The following is a 15,056-nucleotide window of genomic DNA, read 5'->3' as shown; positions in this document are numbered from 1 at the left end:
AATCAATATTTCAGAGAACAAAACGCTTGTAGATAAAAGAAGAGGCCCTTTTAAAGGGCCTTTTTTATTTCTTATAACGAAAGTAGATCTTTAGAAAATCTCTTGGGACCATTAAGAAGTCAATCCACTTTATCTTCGATTGCTCTATATCAGTCCACTTCGATAGTGGCATCTCATAGACTTGCTTATAAAACTCTTTAATTCCAAAGTAATCTTTTAAACGATAGAAGATCTCAACGTCAAACATCCATTTGGTAGAAAACTCTTTCTCGAAAAGAACTGGCACTAAGTCTTTTTTAAAAATTTTAGCTCCACACTGAGTATCGTAAATGGGAAGTCCCAGCAGTAAGCTTGCTAATGTTGCAAAAAAACGGCCTATATAATGCCTTATTGAACTTCGCTTTATATTACCACCAATTCTTAATAAACGAGAACCAAAGACAAGGCCATAGTCCCCTTCATTCATCTTCCTAAGCATGGAATCAATTTCACTTAGGGGTGTTGCCATATCCGCATCAAAATACCCATAGAGAGAACAGTCAAAATGTTGAGGAATATGAGAGACACCTCTTCTAATGGCCTCGGCCTTTCCAACATTCTCGTTAATATCCAAGAACTGAACTCTTTGATGGTTTATACTTCTTAGGATCTCTAGAGTATTGTCTGTACTTGCATCGTTAACAAAGAGTAAATAATAGTGATCTCTCTTTTCAATGAACTCGATAAAGGCCTTGATAGAGAGTCTTTGGCCTTCATTGTAACAGGGAATGACGAGACAGATATTCTTATTCATAATTTACCTTTAAAAGTGTAGCTTCATGCTCCTTCATAACAACAGTCGCATCAAGCAACTCAATTAAAGGCCCTCTCTCTTTCTCATTTACTACCAAATAACAGATATCATATTTTTGATAGACCTCTTTCTCCATTTTAGCATGAATAAGTTTTTTAAATATTTCAAATGATGATTGTGGATAAATAACATTTCTTCCATCAATTGCGATCTTTGACTCTAATATTGAAAGATGTGATCCATACTCCCAATCATTGAGAATAGCGCATCTCTCTGCTTTACGATCTAAGTAGGAGACTATTTTTGGAATACCACCATGTGACCACAACCTCATTTGAGGAAAGAGACTTTTCTTAACAGGTCCAAAACTAAGAATAGTTAGAACTATTAAAATATAGAAAGCTGGCCTAACTTTAGCATGATTAACAGATTCTCTTTCAATCTTAATAAGATCTAATGACTTAATCACATAGGGTAAAGAAAAGATAAAATAGATAAAAACACGCCCCGAAAAAAGTGTTGCCAACATAAATGGCGCAAAATAACAAAGGCTTAAAACATTCTTAAGTCCAATAACTTTTGATCGAAGCCAAAGTAAATGTAAAAGGACAGCACTTACAAGTATATAAAGAGGAAAGATATCTTGTTCAAAGATAGGCCTATACTCCATCATCATACGCACCTTAGAGATTTCAATATTCTTCGCATGAAATTCTAAAATCTTATACCCATAAGGATTGCAGCCGATTAGAGCTATCGCTAAAATAGAAAGAGCGAAGCATTGGAAAAAGCTTCTATAGTCCTTATGAAGAAGTTGGCCAAGCCCTCGTGTTCCCCACATAACAAAGAAGAGAATAAAAGAACCATGTAGATTCAACCAAAGAAGGAAAATAAGAATGACCCAAAGGTAATCTACTTTTTCTAACTCTCTCTTTATGAGAAAAGAAAAGTTTAAGACAAAGGGAAAGAGAGAAAGAAAGCCTGGTCTTTCCGAACAAGAGACAATAATTCCAAAAGTCATCAGATAGAGAAAGAAGCGCGAATAGGTACTGGCATTCCCTACCGTCTCTCTAATTGTTCTTTCATAGGTCATCGTCAGTAAAACGAGGAGAGCGACGTGATGAAAGCTTACCAACCCAAAGTCCCCAAGTGACTTATGGAGATAATAATAAAGAATTGAAATAAGATAATTAGAGAAACCAATACTTTGAGTTTCGAGAAAGGTGAAAGGAAATTGAGGAAGAAAACTCCCCTGTTCGATTATTAAGCGACCTGACTGAACCCAATTCCAAAGATCAAGTGGATAGTAAGGGCCTTTAACAAAAGCAAAGAAAGGCACTAGGATCAGTAAGAAATAAAAATAAGGGTTTCTCTTTTCATCCATAAATTAAGAAACTCTCCCCCCCATGAAAAAGACATGGAGGGAATAAAGTTATTATCAGCGTCTTAGAAACGGTATAGCGCTGATGCCCAAGTAAACCCAGAACCAAAAGCGGCAGAGGCCACAAGCATACCAGGTTTTAGTTTACCGGCCTTAACAGCATCATGCATTCCAAGTGGAATCGTTGCTGCTGTTGTATTTCCGTATTTTTGAATAGTATTGAAAACCTTCTCTTCAGGAATATTCATCACCTCAGCAATCTTAGAGTTAATTCTTAAGTTGGCTTGGTGAAATAAGAATAAATCGATATCATCAATTGTTACCCCTTGCTCTTTACAAAGGTTTGTTAAAGACTCAATCATTCTTTTTACGGCATGAACAAAAACGACCTTTCCATTCATCTGTGGATAATGAAGACCCTCTTCAAACATCGCCGCATCAAATCTATTTTCTGAATCAAAACCAGTTCCTGGTCCAGGAAGCCATAATTCTTTAGCATAACTTCCATCAGCATGAAGATGAGCATCAATAAAGTGCCCTTCTGTTTTTGCATCGCTTACTTCAGTCGCACTCATAATCACAGCACCTGCACCATCACCAAAGAGAACACCAACATTTCTTCCCTCTGGAGTTCGATCTAAACCTTTTGAGTGAACTTCTGCACCAACAACAAGAATATTCTTATGAGAACCTGATTTAATAAACTTATCCGCAATCGACATGGCATAGATAAACCCTGTACATTGCTGTCTAATATCAAGGGCAGGAATTTCAGGAATACCTAGTTTGGCCTGCAGGAAACAACCAGAACCAGGAAAGTCATGATCCGGTGAAAGTGTTGCAAAGATAATCATGTCTACATCAGACTTATCAAGACCAGCATTTGCAATGGCCTCTTCAGAAGCTTTAACTGCAAGATCCGAAGTCCCTACATTCTTATCAACCCATCTTCTTTCTACAATTCCCGTTCTTTGCTGAATCCACTCATCAGAAGTATTCATCATTTTTTCAAGGTCGTGATTTGTAAAAACTTTCTCAGGAACAAAAGATCCCACACCAATTATCTTACTAGATAAAGCCATATTCCATCCTTTTCATTTTTATATTTAATTAGCATATCATCGAATGAGTTGATTAACAGCTACTATTAATATTTTCTGCCCCTATAGTAAAGTAAACAGCTCTGTTAACTTGTTAATTTTCTTGATTTTTTATTGGCCTTTCGTTTTTTTCTTGATAGACTAAATATATTCCAAGGAAGGAATTAAAAATGTCTAAGCTTAGACACCTTATGGTGACCGGAACATTCTTTTTATCTCACTATGTTCATGCTTCTCTTGATCAGTATGAATATTATCCAGAGACTCTTGTTAAAAGTATTGAAACACTTGCAAAACAAGGAAGCCTTAAACAAAATTTAAGAATTGTTATTTCCAATGATCAGCGTGCAGATATGACTTATAAGATCGCACGTCGCTATCTCTTTGGACAACTTCACTTACAAACAGATAGTGCAGGAAACTATTACGTTAAAGACAAGTACTGCAATATTAAGTACACCGAAAAGCATAGTGTTGGGCCAAATAGAATCCCAAATGCGAACTACCTTAACTGTGAGCACACTTGGCCACAGAGTCGATTCAACCCAAGCTTCTCAAAAGAAATGCAAAGAAATGATCTTCACCACCTCTTTCCAGTTAAGAGCAATGTGAACTCGGTCAGAAGCAATAATATCTTTGGTGAAGTTCATGGGGAGATTGCAGCAAGAGACTGTGAAGACTCTAGAAAAGGAACAATCAACTACAAGAATGAAAGTAGCAAGGCCTTTGAACCGCCAACGAATCATCGAGGAGATGTCGCAAGGGCCCTATTCTACTTCTCTGTCAGATACAACTCTCCTATCAGCGAAAGTGAAGAGTATTACTTAAGAAGATGGCATAGAGAAGATCCTGTTTCTCAAGAAGAGATGAAGCGCAATGAAGAAATCTTCAAAATCCAGAATAATAGAAATCCATTTATTGATGACGAAACATTAGTATCTCAAATTAAAGACTTCTAATTATGACTAAAATTCTAACTCCATTTATTCTAGTTCTTCTGATGAGCTCTTGTAGTTCTATCCAACCAATTACAACTCGAAAAAAGCCTCTTACTGAAAGAGAGAGAATACTCGAGTACTACCGAAGCCTCAGGGAAATGGACCAGAACTCTCAGAATTCAAAGAGATATATAAAGTCTAAGAAAGTCACCTATGTTCCCAAAAAACCACGTAGGCCAAAAATTAAAATGGTGGATATCAAAGAACAACGCATTGAGATTGAGCAAAACCTCGTCTACTACTGCATGGAAAATAGAAAGAGTTCTCGTTTCAGTGACGACTCACCATGTGAGAGTTATGCTCAAGATATTTACAGTCAATGTCAGGATGATTTTATTGATGGAGATGCGAGACTCACACGTTGTGTGAAGTCTCGCTTAAAATGATTCACTAATTTTTTAGTGTTTCTTCTTCTTTCTCAGGTTGTACAGTAACTTGTACTTCCTCTTCTTGGTGATCCCCCTTCGCCGGGAATGCTTTTCTCATACTGAGGCTTTCAAGTTCTTTTTCTTCCAACCTGAACCTTTCGCGTAAACTCATCTTTACCTCCTTATACTCGTCAGATCTTGCATTCTACAAAATCAATATTATAAGTTTACATTCAAATGACCGTTAGTCAAGTGAATGTAAGAATATGTCACATACTTACAAAATAGACACTGTCTAGACAGCTACACATTTTCATGGAATATGCTAAAATAATCTACATGAAGAGGATTTTAATAAAAACAAAAGTTTATGGTCGCCCAAGTGAAATTATGAAAGGTTTCACCAAGGACCTCTTGTTAAAATTAACTCCTCCAATGATTAGCGTGGAATTAACTCGCTACGATGGGAATAAGTTAAACGATGAGATACACATTGTCAGCTCTATTTTCGGAAGTTACCAATCTTGGGTAAATTTTATAAGCGACACGCACGAAAGTGAAAAGCTGATCTATTTCACAGATACCGCAAGAGAGATGCCATCACCACTTACGAGTTGGGAACATAAACACAAAGTTCAAATGCTAGATGATAAGTACTCATATATCATTGATGATATCCGCTATGATACGGGAAGTAAGCTTATGAATAATCTTATCTACCCTCTTCTCTATGCGTTTATGTATTATCGCAAACCAATTTATATGGACACCTTTAATGAACAAGAGACAAACTTGTAGTAAATGCGCTCGTCCACAAAAGTTGTGTTACTGCCACCTTATCAAGAATTTAAAGACAGAGAGTAAACAGCTTATTCTTAGACACTTTAAGGAAAAGGATCATCCCTTTAATACGGCAAAAATGGCAGAGATGTCCCTTTCTGATTGTACAATTTTAGATAGTGATGACCCCAATTTTACCAATGAAATTAGTGATTTTATAACTAAGGAAAATCCTTTTCTTCTCTTTTATACAAGTGAGTCAAAAGAGCTCGAAGAAAGCTTAAATGAGATACCTTCAAAGAACTTCATCGCACTTGATGGAACTTGGGACAAGGCCAAGAAGATTCTCTTTTCAAATGAGTCCCTATCAAAGATTCCAATCTTCCATTTAAATCCTAAGAGTGAAACGATCTATAGACCAATTAGAAAGGCCTGTGCAGAAAACTTCATCAGTACGGTTGAGGCCATAAAAGAGGCCATCGAATTAATTGAGAATAGAAATGATTTAGAGGAATTACTCGAACCGTTAAGATTTACTGTTCAAGAACAATTGAAATACCAAAAAAAAGGGCCTTCATAGAGGCCCTTATTTAATTAAGCTTTTTTCCAAGACTTACACCAACCACATGCCGAAACATACTTATTGGCCATCATAGGACAAGGCGCATATCCACCAGTTTCTTTCGCTTTCTTGTACCACTTACAGTTTGCACAAGTTGAACCGGCCTTATACTTCTTGTTTCCTTTTGCATCAGCAGCATTTAGAACATAATCAAGTCTTGATTTATTCTTTGCTACTTTCTTACCTGCAGGAGCAGCTCCAACTTTACAAGCCGCTGCAAAAGCTTCTCTAGCTGCAACAAATGTTGATACACTCATTAGTGCTGTTTTAAAGAAATCTCTTCTTTTCATTATAATCTCCTTAAAGACTCTATCGTTTCCAATTTTTTATCGTTTCTTAACACCAAAGATAGCATAAATAGCACCTAACGTATATTGACATAGATCATACAAAACCCTTTTTTTTCAATACTTTAAAACCAAACAATTGTTCGAAAAGCCAAACAGAAAGTGGTGATATAATACCTCTATGAAACTTCTTACTGTGCCAAGAATATCACCAGAAGATAAATGCCCGTACCTTGAAAATCTCAATGAGTGTCATGAATTCTTCTTTGCAGAACAAATAAAAAAAGATGAGATGGACTTTCTCTTGGCAAAGGGATGGCGAAAATTTGGTCAATTTCTCTTTCGTCCACGCTGTCCAAGTTGTAGCAAATGCATTCCCTTGAGAATTTTGACAAAGGAATTTGAATTTAAAAAATCAGTAAGAAGAATCATTAATAAGAATAGTGATATCGAGGTTGTCTTTTCTCCACTAACCTACCGAGAAGATCACTTTAGAATTTATCGCAAACACTCTGACTCGCGCTTTAATGACAAACAAATAGAGCGTGAAGAAGATTATATTCAAACCTTCTATACCTATACAGGCACTCAAGTCATGAGTGAGTTCTTCTTAGACGGTGAGCTCGTAGCCTTTGGTATTCTTGATAGAGGAAGCCACTCACTTAGTAGTGTCTACTTTGTCTTTGACCCTGACTATGCAAATCGAAGCCTAGGAAAGTTTGGAATTATTAAAGAAGTTGAATACGCCAGACATAAGAATATGTCTTACTACTACTTAGGTTATTGGATAGAAGAGAATAAATCCATGCGTTATAAGTCCGCATTCAAGCCCTATGAAACCTATAATTGGTTAACGAAGGTTTGGACGAGACACGATATGGCGGAAAGTTAAATTAATACGAGCATCTGTCTTCTTCTGAGTTTTATTTAATTGGTGCTTCCAATTGTGCTGAAGAGGGCCACTCATAATAAGAAGGCTCTTATCTTCTAATTCTAGCTCAACTTTCTCTACACCCTTGTCACTCTTGTGCTTAAAGACAATCTTTCGAGTTTCACCAAAACTCGCTGATGCGATAGTTGGAGTCGCTCCAAGTTCTTTTTCATCATCACTATGCCAAGCTGCATAGTCCTTTCCATCACGATAGAGATTACAAAGGCACGAGTTGAAAACTAATCCCAACTCACCCTCTATATATTTTTTTATCTCTTCTAGATTTGATTCCCAATCCAGACGCTCCATCTTGATACCTGAATAAGCGTATTCAGCCCCTTTATCACCGTACCAAGCCTGAAGCCTTGGAATATTATGAGTCTTACCGTAAAGAGTGATCTGATCTTGTCTCCACGCGATTAGCTCCTTGAATTTCTCAAAGAGATTCTCTTGAGAATAATTTGAAAAAAAGTCAGGATAGTAAATCGCCTCACCATCGTGATCGATAACCGTTAACTTGTCCTGATTTCCAAACATATCAAATTGCATAACCTAACCGCATAAGTATTTTAATTAATAATTTGAGAGAGGAATTCCTTCGTTCTTTCATGCTGTGGATTATCAAAGAATTCATGAGGAGTATTCTCTTCAAGAATTTGTCCCGCATCCATAAAGATGACTCTATCAGCGACTTCCCTTGCAAATCCCATCTCGTGTGTCACACATAACATGGTGATTCCTTCTTTTGCAAGATCCACCATAACATCGAGAACCTCTTTTACCATCTCTGGATCAAGCGCCGATGTCGGTTCATCAAAGAGAAGAACTTTAGGTTTCATACAAAGGCTTCTTGCAATCGCTACACGCTGCTTCTGTCCTCCAGAGAGCTGACCTGGGTACTTGTGGGCCTGATCTGCAATCTTAACCATTTCAAGATACTTCATGGCCATATCATTGGCCTCTTTCTTCGGCATTTTACGAACACGAATTGGAGCTAAGGTAAGGTTCTCCAAGATCGTAAGATGGGGAAAGAGATTGAAGTGCTGAAAAACCATTCCCACTTCTTTTCTAATAGACTCAATATTTTTAACATCAGAGTTTAAAGGAATATTCTCAACAACAAGGGAGCCTTTTTGGAACTCCTCTAGTCTATTAATACATCTGATCATGGTAGATTTCCCTGAACCAGAAGGACCACATATAACGATCTTTTCACCCTTTTTAACTGTTAAATTGATATCTTTTAACACGTGAAAATCATCGTACCACTTATTTAAATTATTTATTTCATCATATTTTCCATATTATCTTTCCTTCATTCCAAATTCAGATTCTAACCCTTGAGAGTATTTTGACATCACATAGCAAAAGACAAAGTAAATCAACCCTACAAAGACATACGCTTCAAGTGAAAACCCTAGCCACTCAGGATCTCTTAACGCTGTCTTTGTCGTATTTAAAAGATCAAAGAGTGCGATAATAAGAACAAGAGAGGTATCCTTAAACATTCCAATGGCAGTATTAACTGTTGGCGGGATGACAATTCTAATGGCCTGAGGAACAATGATGAGTCTCATTGTATCAAAGTAACTTAGACCAAGGGTATGAGCCGCTTCATATTGACCTTTATCGATAGAGGCCAGTCCTCCCCTAATAACTTCTGCCATATAAGCAGAAACAAAGAGGATAATTGCTATTTGAGCTCGCAGTAGTTTATCAAAATTCACACCTTCAGGAAGAAAGAGTGGAAACATGACAGAACTCATAAAGAGAACTGAAATGAGGGGAACACCACGAATAAGCTCAATGTAGAGAACACTTAATGTCTTTAAAATTTTAAGATTTGACCTTCTTAATAGGGCCAAAACAATACCAAGAGGATAAGAGAAGATAATCCCGATTGTTGCAAGCATAAGAGTGAGAGGAAGCCCACCCCACTTATCATTCGTGACAATAGGAAGACCTAAACCTCCTCGCATGAGCCAGAAAAAAAGAGTAAAGAAGCCAAACCATGTGTAGACTAATTTCTTAGTCCAGCGCTCTGGGATACGTGAATAAAAAAGTGTTCCAAACAATAGAAGCATCGCTAGCGTCGGTCGCCACAATTGCCCATCAGGATAGAACCCATAAATAATGAATCGCACCTTCTCAAAAAGAAATGGAAAGCAAAAGCCATCAGCTTGACGACAAGTTGCGGCCGTTCCCGTCCAAACACTATTGACTAGTAACCAAAGAAATATCTTTTCTATTGCCTTCCATAAGAGTGCCAATATAAATATTGAAATCACCGAGTTGACTGGAGTATTGAAGAGATTCTTCTTTAACCATTTTGGAAAGTCATTTATAAATGATTGTATCATCTCTTACCTCTCCACCAATGCAAATTTCTTATTAAACCAATTCATGAAAATTGATGTTAATAACGAGAAAGTTAAATAAACAATCATAATCATAAATACACATTCAACGGCCTGTCCTGTTTGATTCATCGTCGTATTTGCAATAGAGACAAAGTCAGGATAACCAATGGCCACGGCCAACGAGCTATTCTTTGTGAGATTTAATACTTGAGAAGTTAATGGTGGAATCATCACTCTAAGGGCCTGTGGCAAGATAACTATTTTAACCGTATCTCTTTGCGAAAGCCCTAGTGAATGTGCGGCTTCCCACTGACCTTTTGAAATTGATTGAATCCCGGCCCTTGTAATCTCAGCATTAAAGGCCGCTGTATAAATGACCAGTCCAACAAAGAGCGCGGTAAACTCTGGCGTGAGAGTATATCCCCCGTTGAAATTAAAACCAACAAGTTTTGGAATCTCAAATTCTGTCGATGCCCCGGTTAAGGCCCAGATAAGAATAGGTATTAAGAAGATCGTATAATTTAGTTTTTCCCAAAGTGGCTTGGCCACACCAGTTTCAATTTGCTTTAAATCTCTCTTTCTCTCCATGAAGAAAAAGATAATGAGGGCCACAATGAATCCGAATAGTGAAAATCCGTAATTCGCAGTATTGACAGGAAATGGAATATTGAGACCTCTGTTAGAGAGATAGACTGAAGGAAGAATCTCCATTGCCTGTTTTACAGCTGGAAGAGCTTCAGTAAGAAGAGCATACCAGAAAAAGAGCTGAAGTAATAAAGGGATATTTCTTACAATTTCAATATAACTACGACATAGCTTCTTAACTAACCAGTTATTAGAAAGATGCCCAAGACCAATCAGAACACCTAAAGTTACAGCAAAGATATTTCCTAAAATTGAAACCTTTAAAGTATTGAGAACCCCTACCCACAAGGCCTTTAAGTAAGTATCATCAGACCAATACTCAACAAGAGCTTCTCCAATATCAAAACCAGCTTCTAGCTCAAAGAAGCCAAAACCTGTCGCGATATTCTGTTTTTCTAAGTTGAGTTGGGTATTATGAAAGAGATAGCCAAAAATGGCCAAGACTAAGAAAAGGCCCGAGGCTTGTATCAGCAGGGCCCTTTTCTTTTCATCACGTAATAAATTAAACATCAATGAAATCCTATCTAAATGGCGGTGAATACATTAGTCCACCATCAGTCCATAGGGAATTGAGTCCTCTTTTCAATTTTAGTGGACTATTGATTCCAATATTGGCCTCATAAATTTCACCATAGTTTCCTAAGAGCTTAACAACGTTATAGGCCCATTTTTCATCAAGACCAATAGACTTTCCAACACCAGGTGTTCTTCCTAAGAATCTTTTAATTCTCGGATCTTTTGATTTCTTAAAAGAGTCTACGTTCTTAGAGTTAAGTCCAAGTTCTTCGGCCTGAATAAGTGCAAACATTGTCCATTTCACAATATCAAACCATTCATCATCACCCTGTCTCACGGCTGGAGCAAGAGGTTCTTTTGAAATAATCTCTGGTAAAATAACAAAGTCCTCAGGATTCTTAAATTTACTTCTTTCAGAAGCTAGACCTGAGGCATCTGTTGTCAATGCATCACATCTTCCTTTAACAAATGATTGAACTACCTCGTCATTACTTTCAAAAACAACCGGCTTAAGTTTCATACGGTTGGCCCTAAAGTAATCAGACACATTAAGCTCAGTTGTTGTCCCCTGTTGAGTACAAACACTGGCTCCATTCAATTGCTTAGCACTTGTAATTCCCGACTTCTTACGAACCATAAACGCCTGACCATCGTAATAAAGAGGCGTCGTAAAATTCAGCCCTGTCGAAGTATCACGAGTGAGAGTATTCGTCGTATTTCTTGAAAGCACATCAATCTCTCCCGATTGAAGGGCCGTAAATCTTTGCTGAGCATTTAGGGAAACATATTTAACCCTTGAAGCATTACCAAAGACAGCAATAGAGAGGGCCTTACAAAAGTCAACATCGATTCCTTTCCAATTACCTTTACTATCTGGAAACGAGAATCCAGGAAGTCCTGTTGAAACTCCACATTTAAGATTTCCTCTTTTCTTAATGGCATCAAGTGTTTTACCAGCAAATACGCTACTACTTAAGAGCGCTAAAATTAATAGCTTCTTCATATATTTCTACCCCTTATTGAGAATTGTGCACCTCTCTATTTTATACGAACAATATTAAATACTTAAAGAAGATTATGTCCGAGTATGCCAGTAGGATATGGCAGTGCCTTAATCGACTCAAACAAGATAACTAGCTGATTTTTATGAAATAAGACTTCATAACCTAGGGAAAATAGCCGATAAAACTTAAAATATTGTTATATCGTTTAATTTGAGGAGTGCCTATGAAGGCAAAGACATCATTAAACCACATTCTTAAAAAACTTGTTTCAGTCGCTTCATGTGTGGCGCTACTATCACTGCAGCCAATCTATGCGCAGGAGAACCCAGCCCCACAAGAAACTCAGGAAACAACTCAAGAATCCCCTGCTCCAGCAGCACAGGCCGAAACACAAGAAGAAAGTAGTGATCTTGAAGGCCAGACTTCCAATGAGGCCAACTACTGTATGGACTCTCCCAAAGCGGAAGTTCAAAACCAAATTAAGAGTTGTGAGAAACAGAACCTCAAATATAACTGTCACCTTCAACGTTGTGTCTCACACACAGATAATGAAATTTATAATGAAGAATATAATGACTGTAATGCTTATAGCAGTGAAGCTGAAAGAAATGACTGTAAGGACAATCTTAAAAGTGTGACCAATGAGATTGACTCACACAATGCTAATGTTGCAGATAATAAGAAAACAGCTAATGAGAATAAGAAAAGTGGAATGATGGAGAATGCCGGTCTCGCAGTTGATGCTGGTATGACTGTTTATCTGGGAATGATTCTGCTTACAGATGTTCCCTCTCCTACTTGTATTTCAGGAAATGTTTCACTCGGTGTTTCGGCCCTAGCTCTTATGTATAAGTTAACAGCAAGAGATAAGTACAAAGCGAAATTTAAGGCCGCCGTCAATATGATGAAGAATATTGATAAGAGTGATAAGAAAGGTTGGAACCACAACACCCAAGTGGCGACTGTAGATATGGAAATCAAGGCCTTGAAACTTATTAAGGAAGCGGCCGAAGAGAAAATGAAATATCACAATACTCTTAAAACAATGAGTGCTGTGACTCTTACTATCGCGACAACTGAGGCCATTATTTGTTCTATGCCCTACAGTGGTTGTTCGGCCAATGTACCATGTGCCATCAAGACAGCAGCTTTTTCAGCAGCAGGACTTGCTCTAGAAATGCAGGCCTATAACGGAATTAAAGGAAAAAGAGATGATGCTGTGTACGCCATTCAAGAGGCCACGAAACTTAGAACAAAACTGCAAAGTCTATACAATATAGATAAAGACTCAATGATAATGCAAAACCCACAACTGGCTGCAAGTGGTGTGGGACGTCTTCAAATGGCAAAGATCAATACTCTAGGCAATAGCTTTGAAACTCCAGATGGAAAGCAGCCCAAGTTAAAATCATGTATGTCTAAAGAGGGTGAACCTTCAACTTGTCCATGTGCCGGTGGTGCCTGTAAGAAGTTTAGCTTCGATTTACCAGGAAACTCAGGTCTTGAGGCCTCTGTTGCCAAGAAGCTAGGACTTCAACAATATGAGCAAGGAATGAACTCTACCGCCAATGGAAATACAAATGGACTAGACTTCGCTTCAGATCCTAAGAGACTTGCCCTTGCAAGTGCCGTAAACGACAGGCTTTTAAAGAAGGCCCTTTCGATGAAAGAGCTTAAGAAATACAAAGACACTCTTCAAAATATTAAAGATGGTGTCAATTCAGCAGAGGACTTAGGAAAGCTTGCAAATATCGCCTCACCTATCCAATCTGCTGCTCTAGCGCACAGTCTTGGTTACTCATCTTCAGATTTTGGTATGGGAAAAGTCGGACTTGGTGATGTTAAAGATAAAACTGCAGATGCCCAAGAAAAGGCCAATAAAGATGATGCGAAAAAGGCCAAGGCCACGGCAACTTTTGCGGGAAAATCTTCTTTAAGTGATCTTCAAAAGAGACTTAAGGCCCTACAAGATGGACTGAATTTAGACGATTTAGAGGGGCTTGATGTTGATTCGACGAATAATAAACTCGCCAATGGAGAGCTTGTAGACAAAGGTCTAAAATCAGGAAGTTTAGAAGTCGATACGGAACAAGCTGTTGTTCACCCTGACGAGAAGATTTCAATCTTTAAGATTATTACAAACCGCTACAATATTTTAAGAGCAAAGAAAAGATTCGCGAAATAAACTGCTATACATAGCTGGTGCTAAAAACCATTCAAAATTAATAAAATTGAATCAAATAGTGACAAGGGGCTTTAAAGCTCCTTGTTATTTCCTATAGATACCCAAAGCTAAAAATATTCATCTTGCATAAAGCAGTTATGCTTTATAACTGCCCAATTTCTACCTGTAATTCTTCCTCTAAAAACAAGCTTGTCATCAAAGATGGCCACTACAAACGAAGCTGTGACTCTCGAAAAATTCAACGCTTCAGATGCAAGGTCTGTGGTAAGAAATTCTCACGAGCGACTTTCAGTTTTGAAAAGTATCAAAAGAAGCGACGTGTGAATCATCGAATTTATCGCATGCTGTGTGATCGCTCCTCCATGAGAAGTATTTCTCGCGAGCTCAATATCAACTACAAAACAGTCGCAAGAAAAGTTCAGTACCTGGCGGAAAAATCACGCAAAAGGCAGCGAAGGTTTTTGAAAAAACTAGAGAAGTCCCAAGTTCAAAATATGCAATTTGATGATCTTATAACCTTAGAACATACAAAGATGAAGCCTCTAAGTGTGAGTCTTGCAGTAGACAAGAAACGCCGCTTTGTCCTTGGAGCGGAGGTTTCAAGGATTCCCGCCTTTGGTCATCTCGCCAAGAAATCAAAGAAGAAATACGGTTATCGAGAAAATCACCATGAGCGAGGGCTCAATCGTTTGATGGGAAAGATTTATCGAACAATTGATAGAGATGCTTTGATTGAATCAGATGAGCATAATACGTATCCAAAAATAGTCGCAAAATATTTTTCCTCACAAGAGCACAAACGCTACAAAGGAGGGAGATCTTGTGTGGCAGGACAAGGAGAACTCAAGCGCCAGCACTTCGACCCACTTTTTACACTGAATCATACATGCGCCATGTTTCGAGCTCACATTAATAGGCTAATAAGAAAGAGTTGGTGTTCGACCAAGAGAGTCGATATGCTGCAAGCGCATATCGACATCTTTATTTGTTTCTATAATTTGGATTATTTGGGCGGGCTTAGCCCCACGTAAAGGGATCAGTTTAGATGATTAACAGCAGTCAGCGCGACTGACTTCAGCTGTTGTT

At 38.0% G+C, this 15,056-nt stretch carries 17 protein-coding genes; 7 read left to right on the top strand and 10 right to left on the bottom strand.

What is annotated here, in order from left to right; genetic code table 11:
- Positions 1-64: 64 nt before the first annotated feature.
- The 3 genes from M901_RS08890 to M901_RS08880 all read right to left on the bottom strand — a co-directional run bounded on the left by M901_RS08890 (position 65) and on the right by M901_RS08880 (position 3,256).
- A complete protein-coding gene (locus M901_RS08890) occupies positions 65-793 on the bottom strand; it encodes a glycosyltransferase (protein ID WP_021277865.1) in 729 nt (242 codons plus the stop codon).
- A complete protein-coding gene (locus M901_RS08885) occupies positions 786-2,177 on the bottom strand; it encodes a hypothetical protein (protein ID WP_021277860.1) in 1,392 nt (463 codons plus the stop codon). Before M901_RS08885 ends, M901_RS08890 begins: the two co-directional genes overlap by 8 nt.
- Positions 2,178-2,239: 62 nt before the next feature.
- On the bottom strand, positions 2,240-3,256 hold the full coding sequence (locus M901_RS08880; RefSeq protein ID WP_034721499.1) for a 3-oxoacyl-ACP synthase III family protein: 1,017 nt from the start codon (positions 3,254-3,256) through the stop codon (positions 2,240-2,242).
- A 188-nt stretch (positions 3,257-3,444) separates the two neighbouring features.
- Between M901_RS08880 and M901_RS08875 the strand changes: the two genes are divergently transcribed.
- Both M901_RS08875 and M901_RS08870 read left to right on the top strand, forming a co-directional pair.
- The gene (locus M901_RS08875; protein WP_021277852.1) at positions 3,445-4,233 is read left to right on the top strand and encodes an endonuclease I family protein; all 789 of its coding nucleotides are present in this window, start codon (positions 3,445-3,447) and stop codon (positions 4,231-4,233) included.
- Positions 4,234-4,235: 2 nt separating this feature from the next.
- Positions 4,236-4,658: a hypothetical protein gene (locus M901_RS08870; RefSeq protein ID WP_021277859.1), complete on the top strand. Its 423-nt coding sequence runs from the start codon at positions 4,236-4,238 to the stop codon at positions 4,656-4,658.
- A gap of 4 nt (positions 4,659-4,662) precedes the next feature.
- Here the strand turns inward: M901_RS08870 and M901_RS17515 are convergent, their stop codons facing one another.
- The gene (locus M901_RS17515; protein ID WP_157679929.1) at positions 4,663-4,812 is read right to left on the bottom strand and encodes a hypothetical protein; all 150 of its coding nucleotides are present in this window, start codon (positions 4,810-4,812) and stop codon (positions 4,663-4,665) included.
- Between the two features lie 167 nt (positions 4,813-4,979).
- Between M901_RS17515 and M901_RS08865 the strand changes: the two genes are divergently transcribed.
- Both M901_RS08865 and M901_RS08860 read left to right on the top strand, forming a co-directional pair.
- A complete protein-coding gene (locus tag M901_RS08865) occupies positions 4,980-5,438 on the top strand; it encodes a hypothetical protein (protein WP_034721496.1) in 459 nt (152 codons plus the stop codon).
- A complete protein-coding gene (locus M901_RS08860; RefSeq protein WP_034721494.1) occupies positions 5,416-6,000 on the top strand; it encodes a DTW domain-containing protein in 585 nt (194 codons plus the stop codon). The genes M901_RS08865 and M901_RS08860 overlap by 23 nt, the downstream gene beginning before the upstream one ends.
- A gap of 14 nt (positions 6,001-6,014) precedes the next feature.
- Here M901_RS08860 and M901_RS08855 read toward each other — a convergent pair whose 3' ends face one another.
- Positions 6,015-6,332 (bottom strand): high-potential iron-sulfur protein, encoded by a 318-nt coding sequence (locus M901_RS08855; RefSeq protein ID WP_021277866.1) that lies wholly within the window; start codon positions 6,330-6,332, stop codon positions 6,015-6,017.
- 178 nt (positions 6,333-6,510) lie between these two features.
- On the opposite strand from M901_RS08855, the gene M901_RS08850 reads away from it, so the two are divergent.
- Positions 6,511-7,221 carry an arginyltransferase gene (locus tag M901_RS08850; protein WP_021277850.1) on the top strand — a complete coding sequence of 237 codons (711 nt, stop codon included), beginning with the start codon at positions 6,511-6,513 and terminating at the stop codon, positions 7,219-7,221.
- On the opposite strand, the gene M901_RS08845 is transcribed toward M901_RS08850, so the two are convergent.
- Genes M901_RS08845 through M901_RS08825 form a run of 5 tightly spaced genes read right to left on the bottom strand, consistent with a single transcriptional unit; the run spans position 7,180 to position 11,784 of the window.
- Positions 7,180-7,797 (bottom strand): alpha-ketoglutarate-dependent dioxygenase AlkB, encoded by a 618-nt coding sequence (locus M901_RS08845; protein ID WP_053335848.1) that lies wholly within the window; start codon positions 7,795-7,797, stop codon positions 7,180-7,182. The genes M901_RS08850 and M901_RS08845 overlap by 42 nt on opposite strands.
- A gap of 32 nt (positions 7,798-7,829) precedes the next feature.
- Positions 7,830-8,546 carry an amino acid ABC transporter ATP-binding protein gene (locus tag M901_RS08840; RefSeq protein WP_034721491.1) on the bottom strand — a complete coding sequence of 239 codons (717 nt, stop codon included), beginning with the start codon at positions 8,544-8,546 and terminating at the stop codon, positions 7,830-7,832.
- A gap of 18 nt (positions 8,547-8,564) precedes the next feature.
- Entirely contained in the window at positions 8,565-9,620 is a 1,056-nt protein-coding gene (locus M901_RS08835) for an amino acid ABC transporter permease (RefSeq protein WP_021277861.1), read from the bottom strand.
- 3 nt (positions 9,621-9,623) lie between these two features.
- Complete coding sequence (locus tag M901_RS08830) at positions 9,624-10,775, bottom strand: amino acid ABC transporter permease (protein WP_021277855.1); 1,152 nt, start codon at positions 10,773-10,775, stop codon at positions 9,624-9,626.
- Positions 10,776-10,785: 10 nt separating this feature from the next.
- Complete coding sequence (locus M901_RS08825; protein WP_021277854.1) at positions 10,786-11,784, bottom strand: amino acid ABC transporter substrate-binding protein; 999 nt, start codon at positions 11,782-11,784, stop codon at positions 10,786-10,788.
- 224 nt (positions 11,785-12,008) lie between these two features.
- On the opposite strand from M901_RS08825, the gene M901_RS08820 reads away from it, so the two are divergent.
- The gene (locus tag M901_RS08820; protein ID WP_021277864.1) at positions 12,009-13,970 is read left to right on the top strand and encodes a hypothetical protein; all 1,962 of its coding nucleotides are present in this window, start codon (positions 12,009-12,011) and stop codon (positions 13,968-13,970) included.
- Positions 13,971-14,107: 137 nt separating this feature from the next.
- On the top strand, positions 14,108-15,001 hold the full coding sequence (locus M901_RS08815) for a hypothetical protein (RefSeq protein ID WP_021277853.1): 894 nt from the start codon (positions 14,108-14,110) through the stop codon (positions 14,999-15,001).
- Positions 15,002-15,056 lie beyond the last annotated feature (55 nt).

This window comes from Bacteriovorax sp. DB6_IX, assembly GCF_000447775.1.
In the GTDB taxonomy this organism is placed as follows: Bacteria; Bdellovibrionota; Bacteriovoracia; order Bacteriovoracales; family Bacteriovoracaceae; genus Halobacteriovorax_A.
The sequence above is the reverse complement of the archived record's forward strand: the minus strand, read 5'-3'. Positions and strand labels throughout refer to the sequence as shown.

Coding starts and splice junctions, on each gene's coding strand:
- M901_RS08890 (WP_021277865.1), bottom strand. CDS start 793: ATGAATAAGAATATCTGTCTCGTCATTCCCTGTTACAATGAAGGCCAA.
- M901_RS08885 (WP_021277860.1), bottom strand. CDS start 2,177: ATGGATGAAAAGAGAAACCCTTATTTTTATTTCTTACTGATCCTAGTG.
- M901_RS08880 (WP_034721499.1), bottom strand. CDS start 3,256: ATGGCTTTATCTAGTAAGATAATTGGTGTGGGATCTTTTGTTCCTGAG.
- M901_RS08875 (WP_021277852.1), top strand. CDS start 3,445: ATGTCTAAGCTTAGACACCTTATGGTGACCGGAACATTCTTTTTATCT.
- M901_RS08870 (WP_021277859.1), top strand. CDS start 4,236: ATGACTAAAATTCTAACTCCATTTATTCTAGTTCTTCTGATGAGCTCT.
- M901_RS17515 (WP_157679929.1), bottom strand. CDS start 4,812: ATGAGTTTACGCGAAAGGTTCAGGTTGGAAGAAAAAGAACTTGAAAGC.
- M901_RS08865 (WP_034721496.1), top strand. CDS start 4,980: ATGAAGAGGATTTTAATAAAAACAAAAGTTTATGGTCGCCCAAGTGAA.
- M901_RS08860 (WP_034721494.1), top strand. CDS start 5,416: ATGAACAAGAGACAAACTTGTAGTAAATGCGCTCGTCCACAAAAGTTG.
- M901_RS08855 (WP_021277866.1), bottom strand. CDS start 6,332: ATGAAAAGAAGAGATTTCTTTAAAACAGCACTAATGAGTGTATCAACA.
- M901_RS08850 (WP_021277850.1), top strand. CDS start 6,511: ATGAAACTTCTTACTGTGCCAAGAATATCACCAGAAGATAAATGCCCG.
- M901_RS08845 (WP_053335848.1), bottom strand. CDS start 7,797: ATGTTTGGAAATCAGGACAAGTTAACGGTTATCGATCACGATGGTGAG.
- M901_RS08835 (WP_021277861.1), bottom strand. CDS start 9,620: ATGATACAATCATTTATAAATGACTTTCCAAAATGGTTAAAGAAGAAT.
- M901_RS08830 (WP_021277855.1), bottom strand. CDS start 10,775: ATGTTTAATTTATTACGTGATGAAAAGAAAAGGGCCCTGCTGATACAA.
- M901_RS08825 (WP_021277854.1), bottom strand. CDS start 11,784: ATGAAGAAGCTATTAATTTTAGCGCTCTTAAGTAGTAGCGTATTTGCT.
- M901_RS08820 (WP_021277864.1), top strand. CDS start 12,009: ATGAAGGCAAAGACATCATTAAACCACATTCTTAAAAAACTTGTTTCA.
- M901_RS08815 (WP_021277853.1), top strand. CDS start 14,108: ATGCTTTATAACTGCCCAATTTCTACCTGTAATTCTTCCTCTAAAAAC.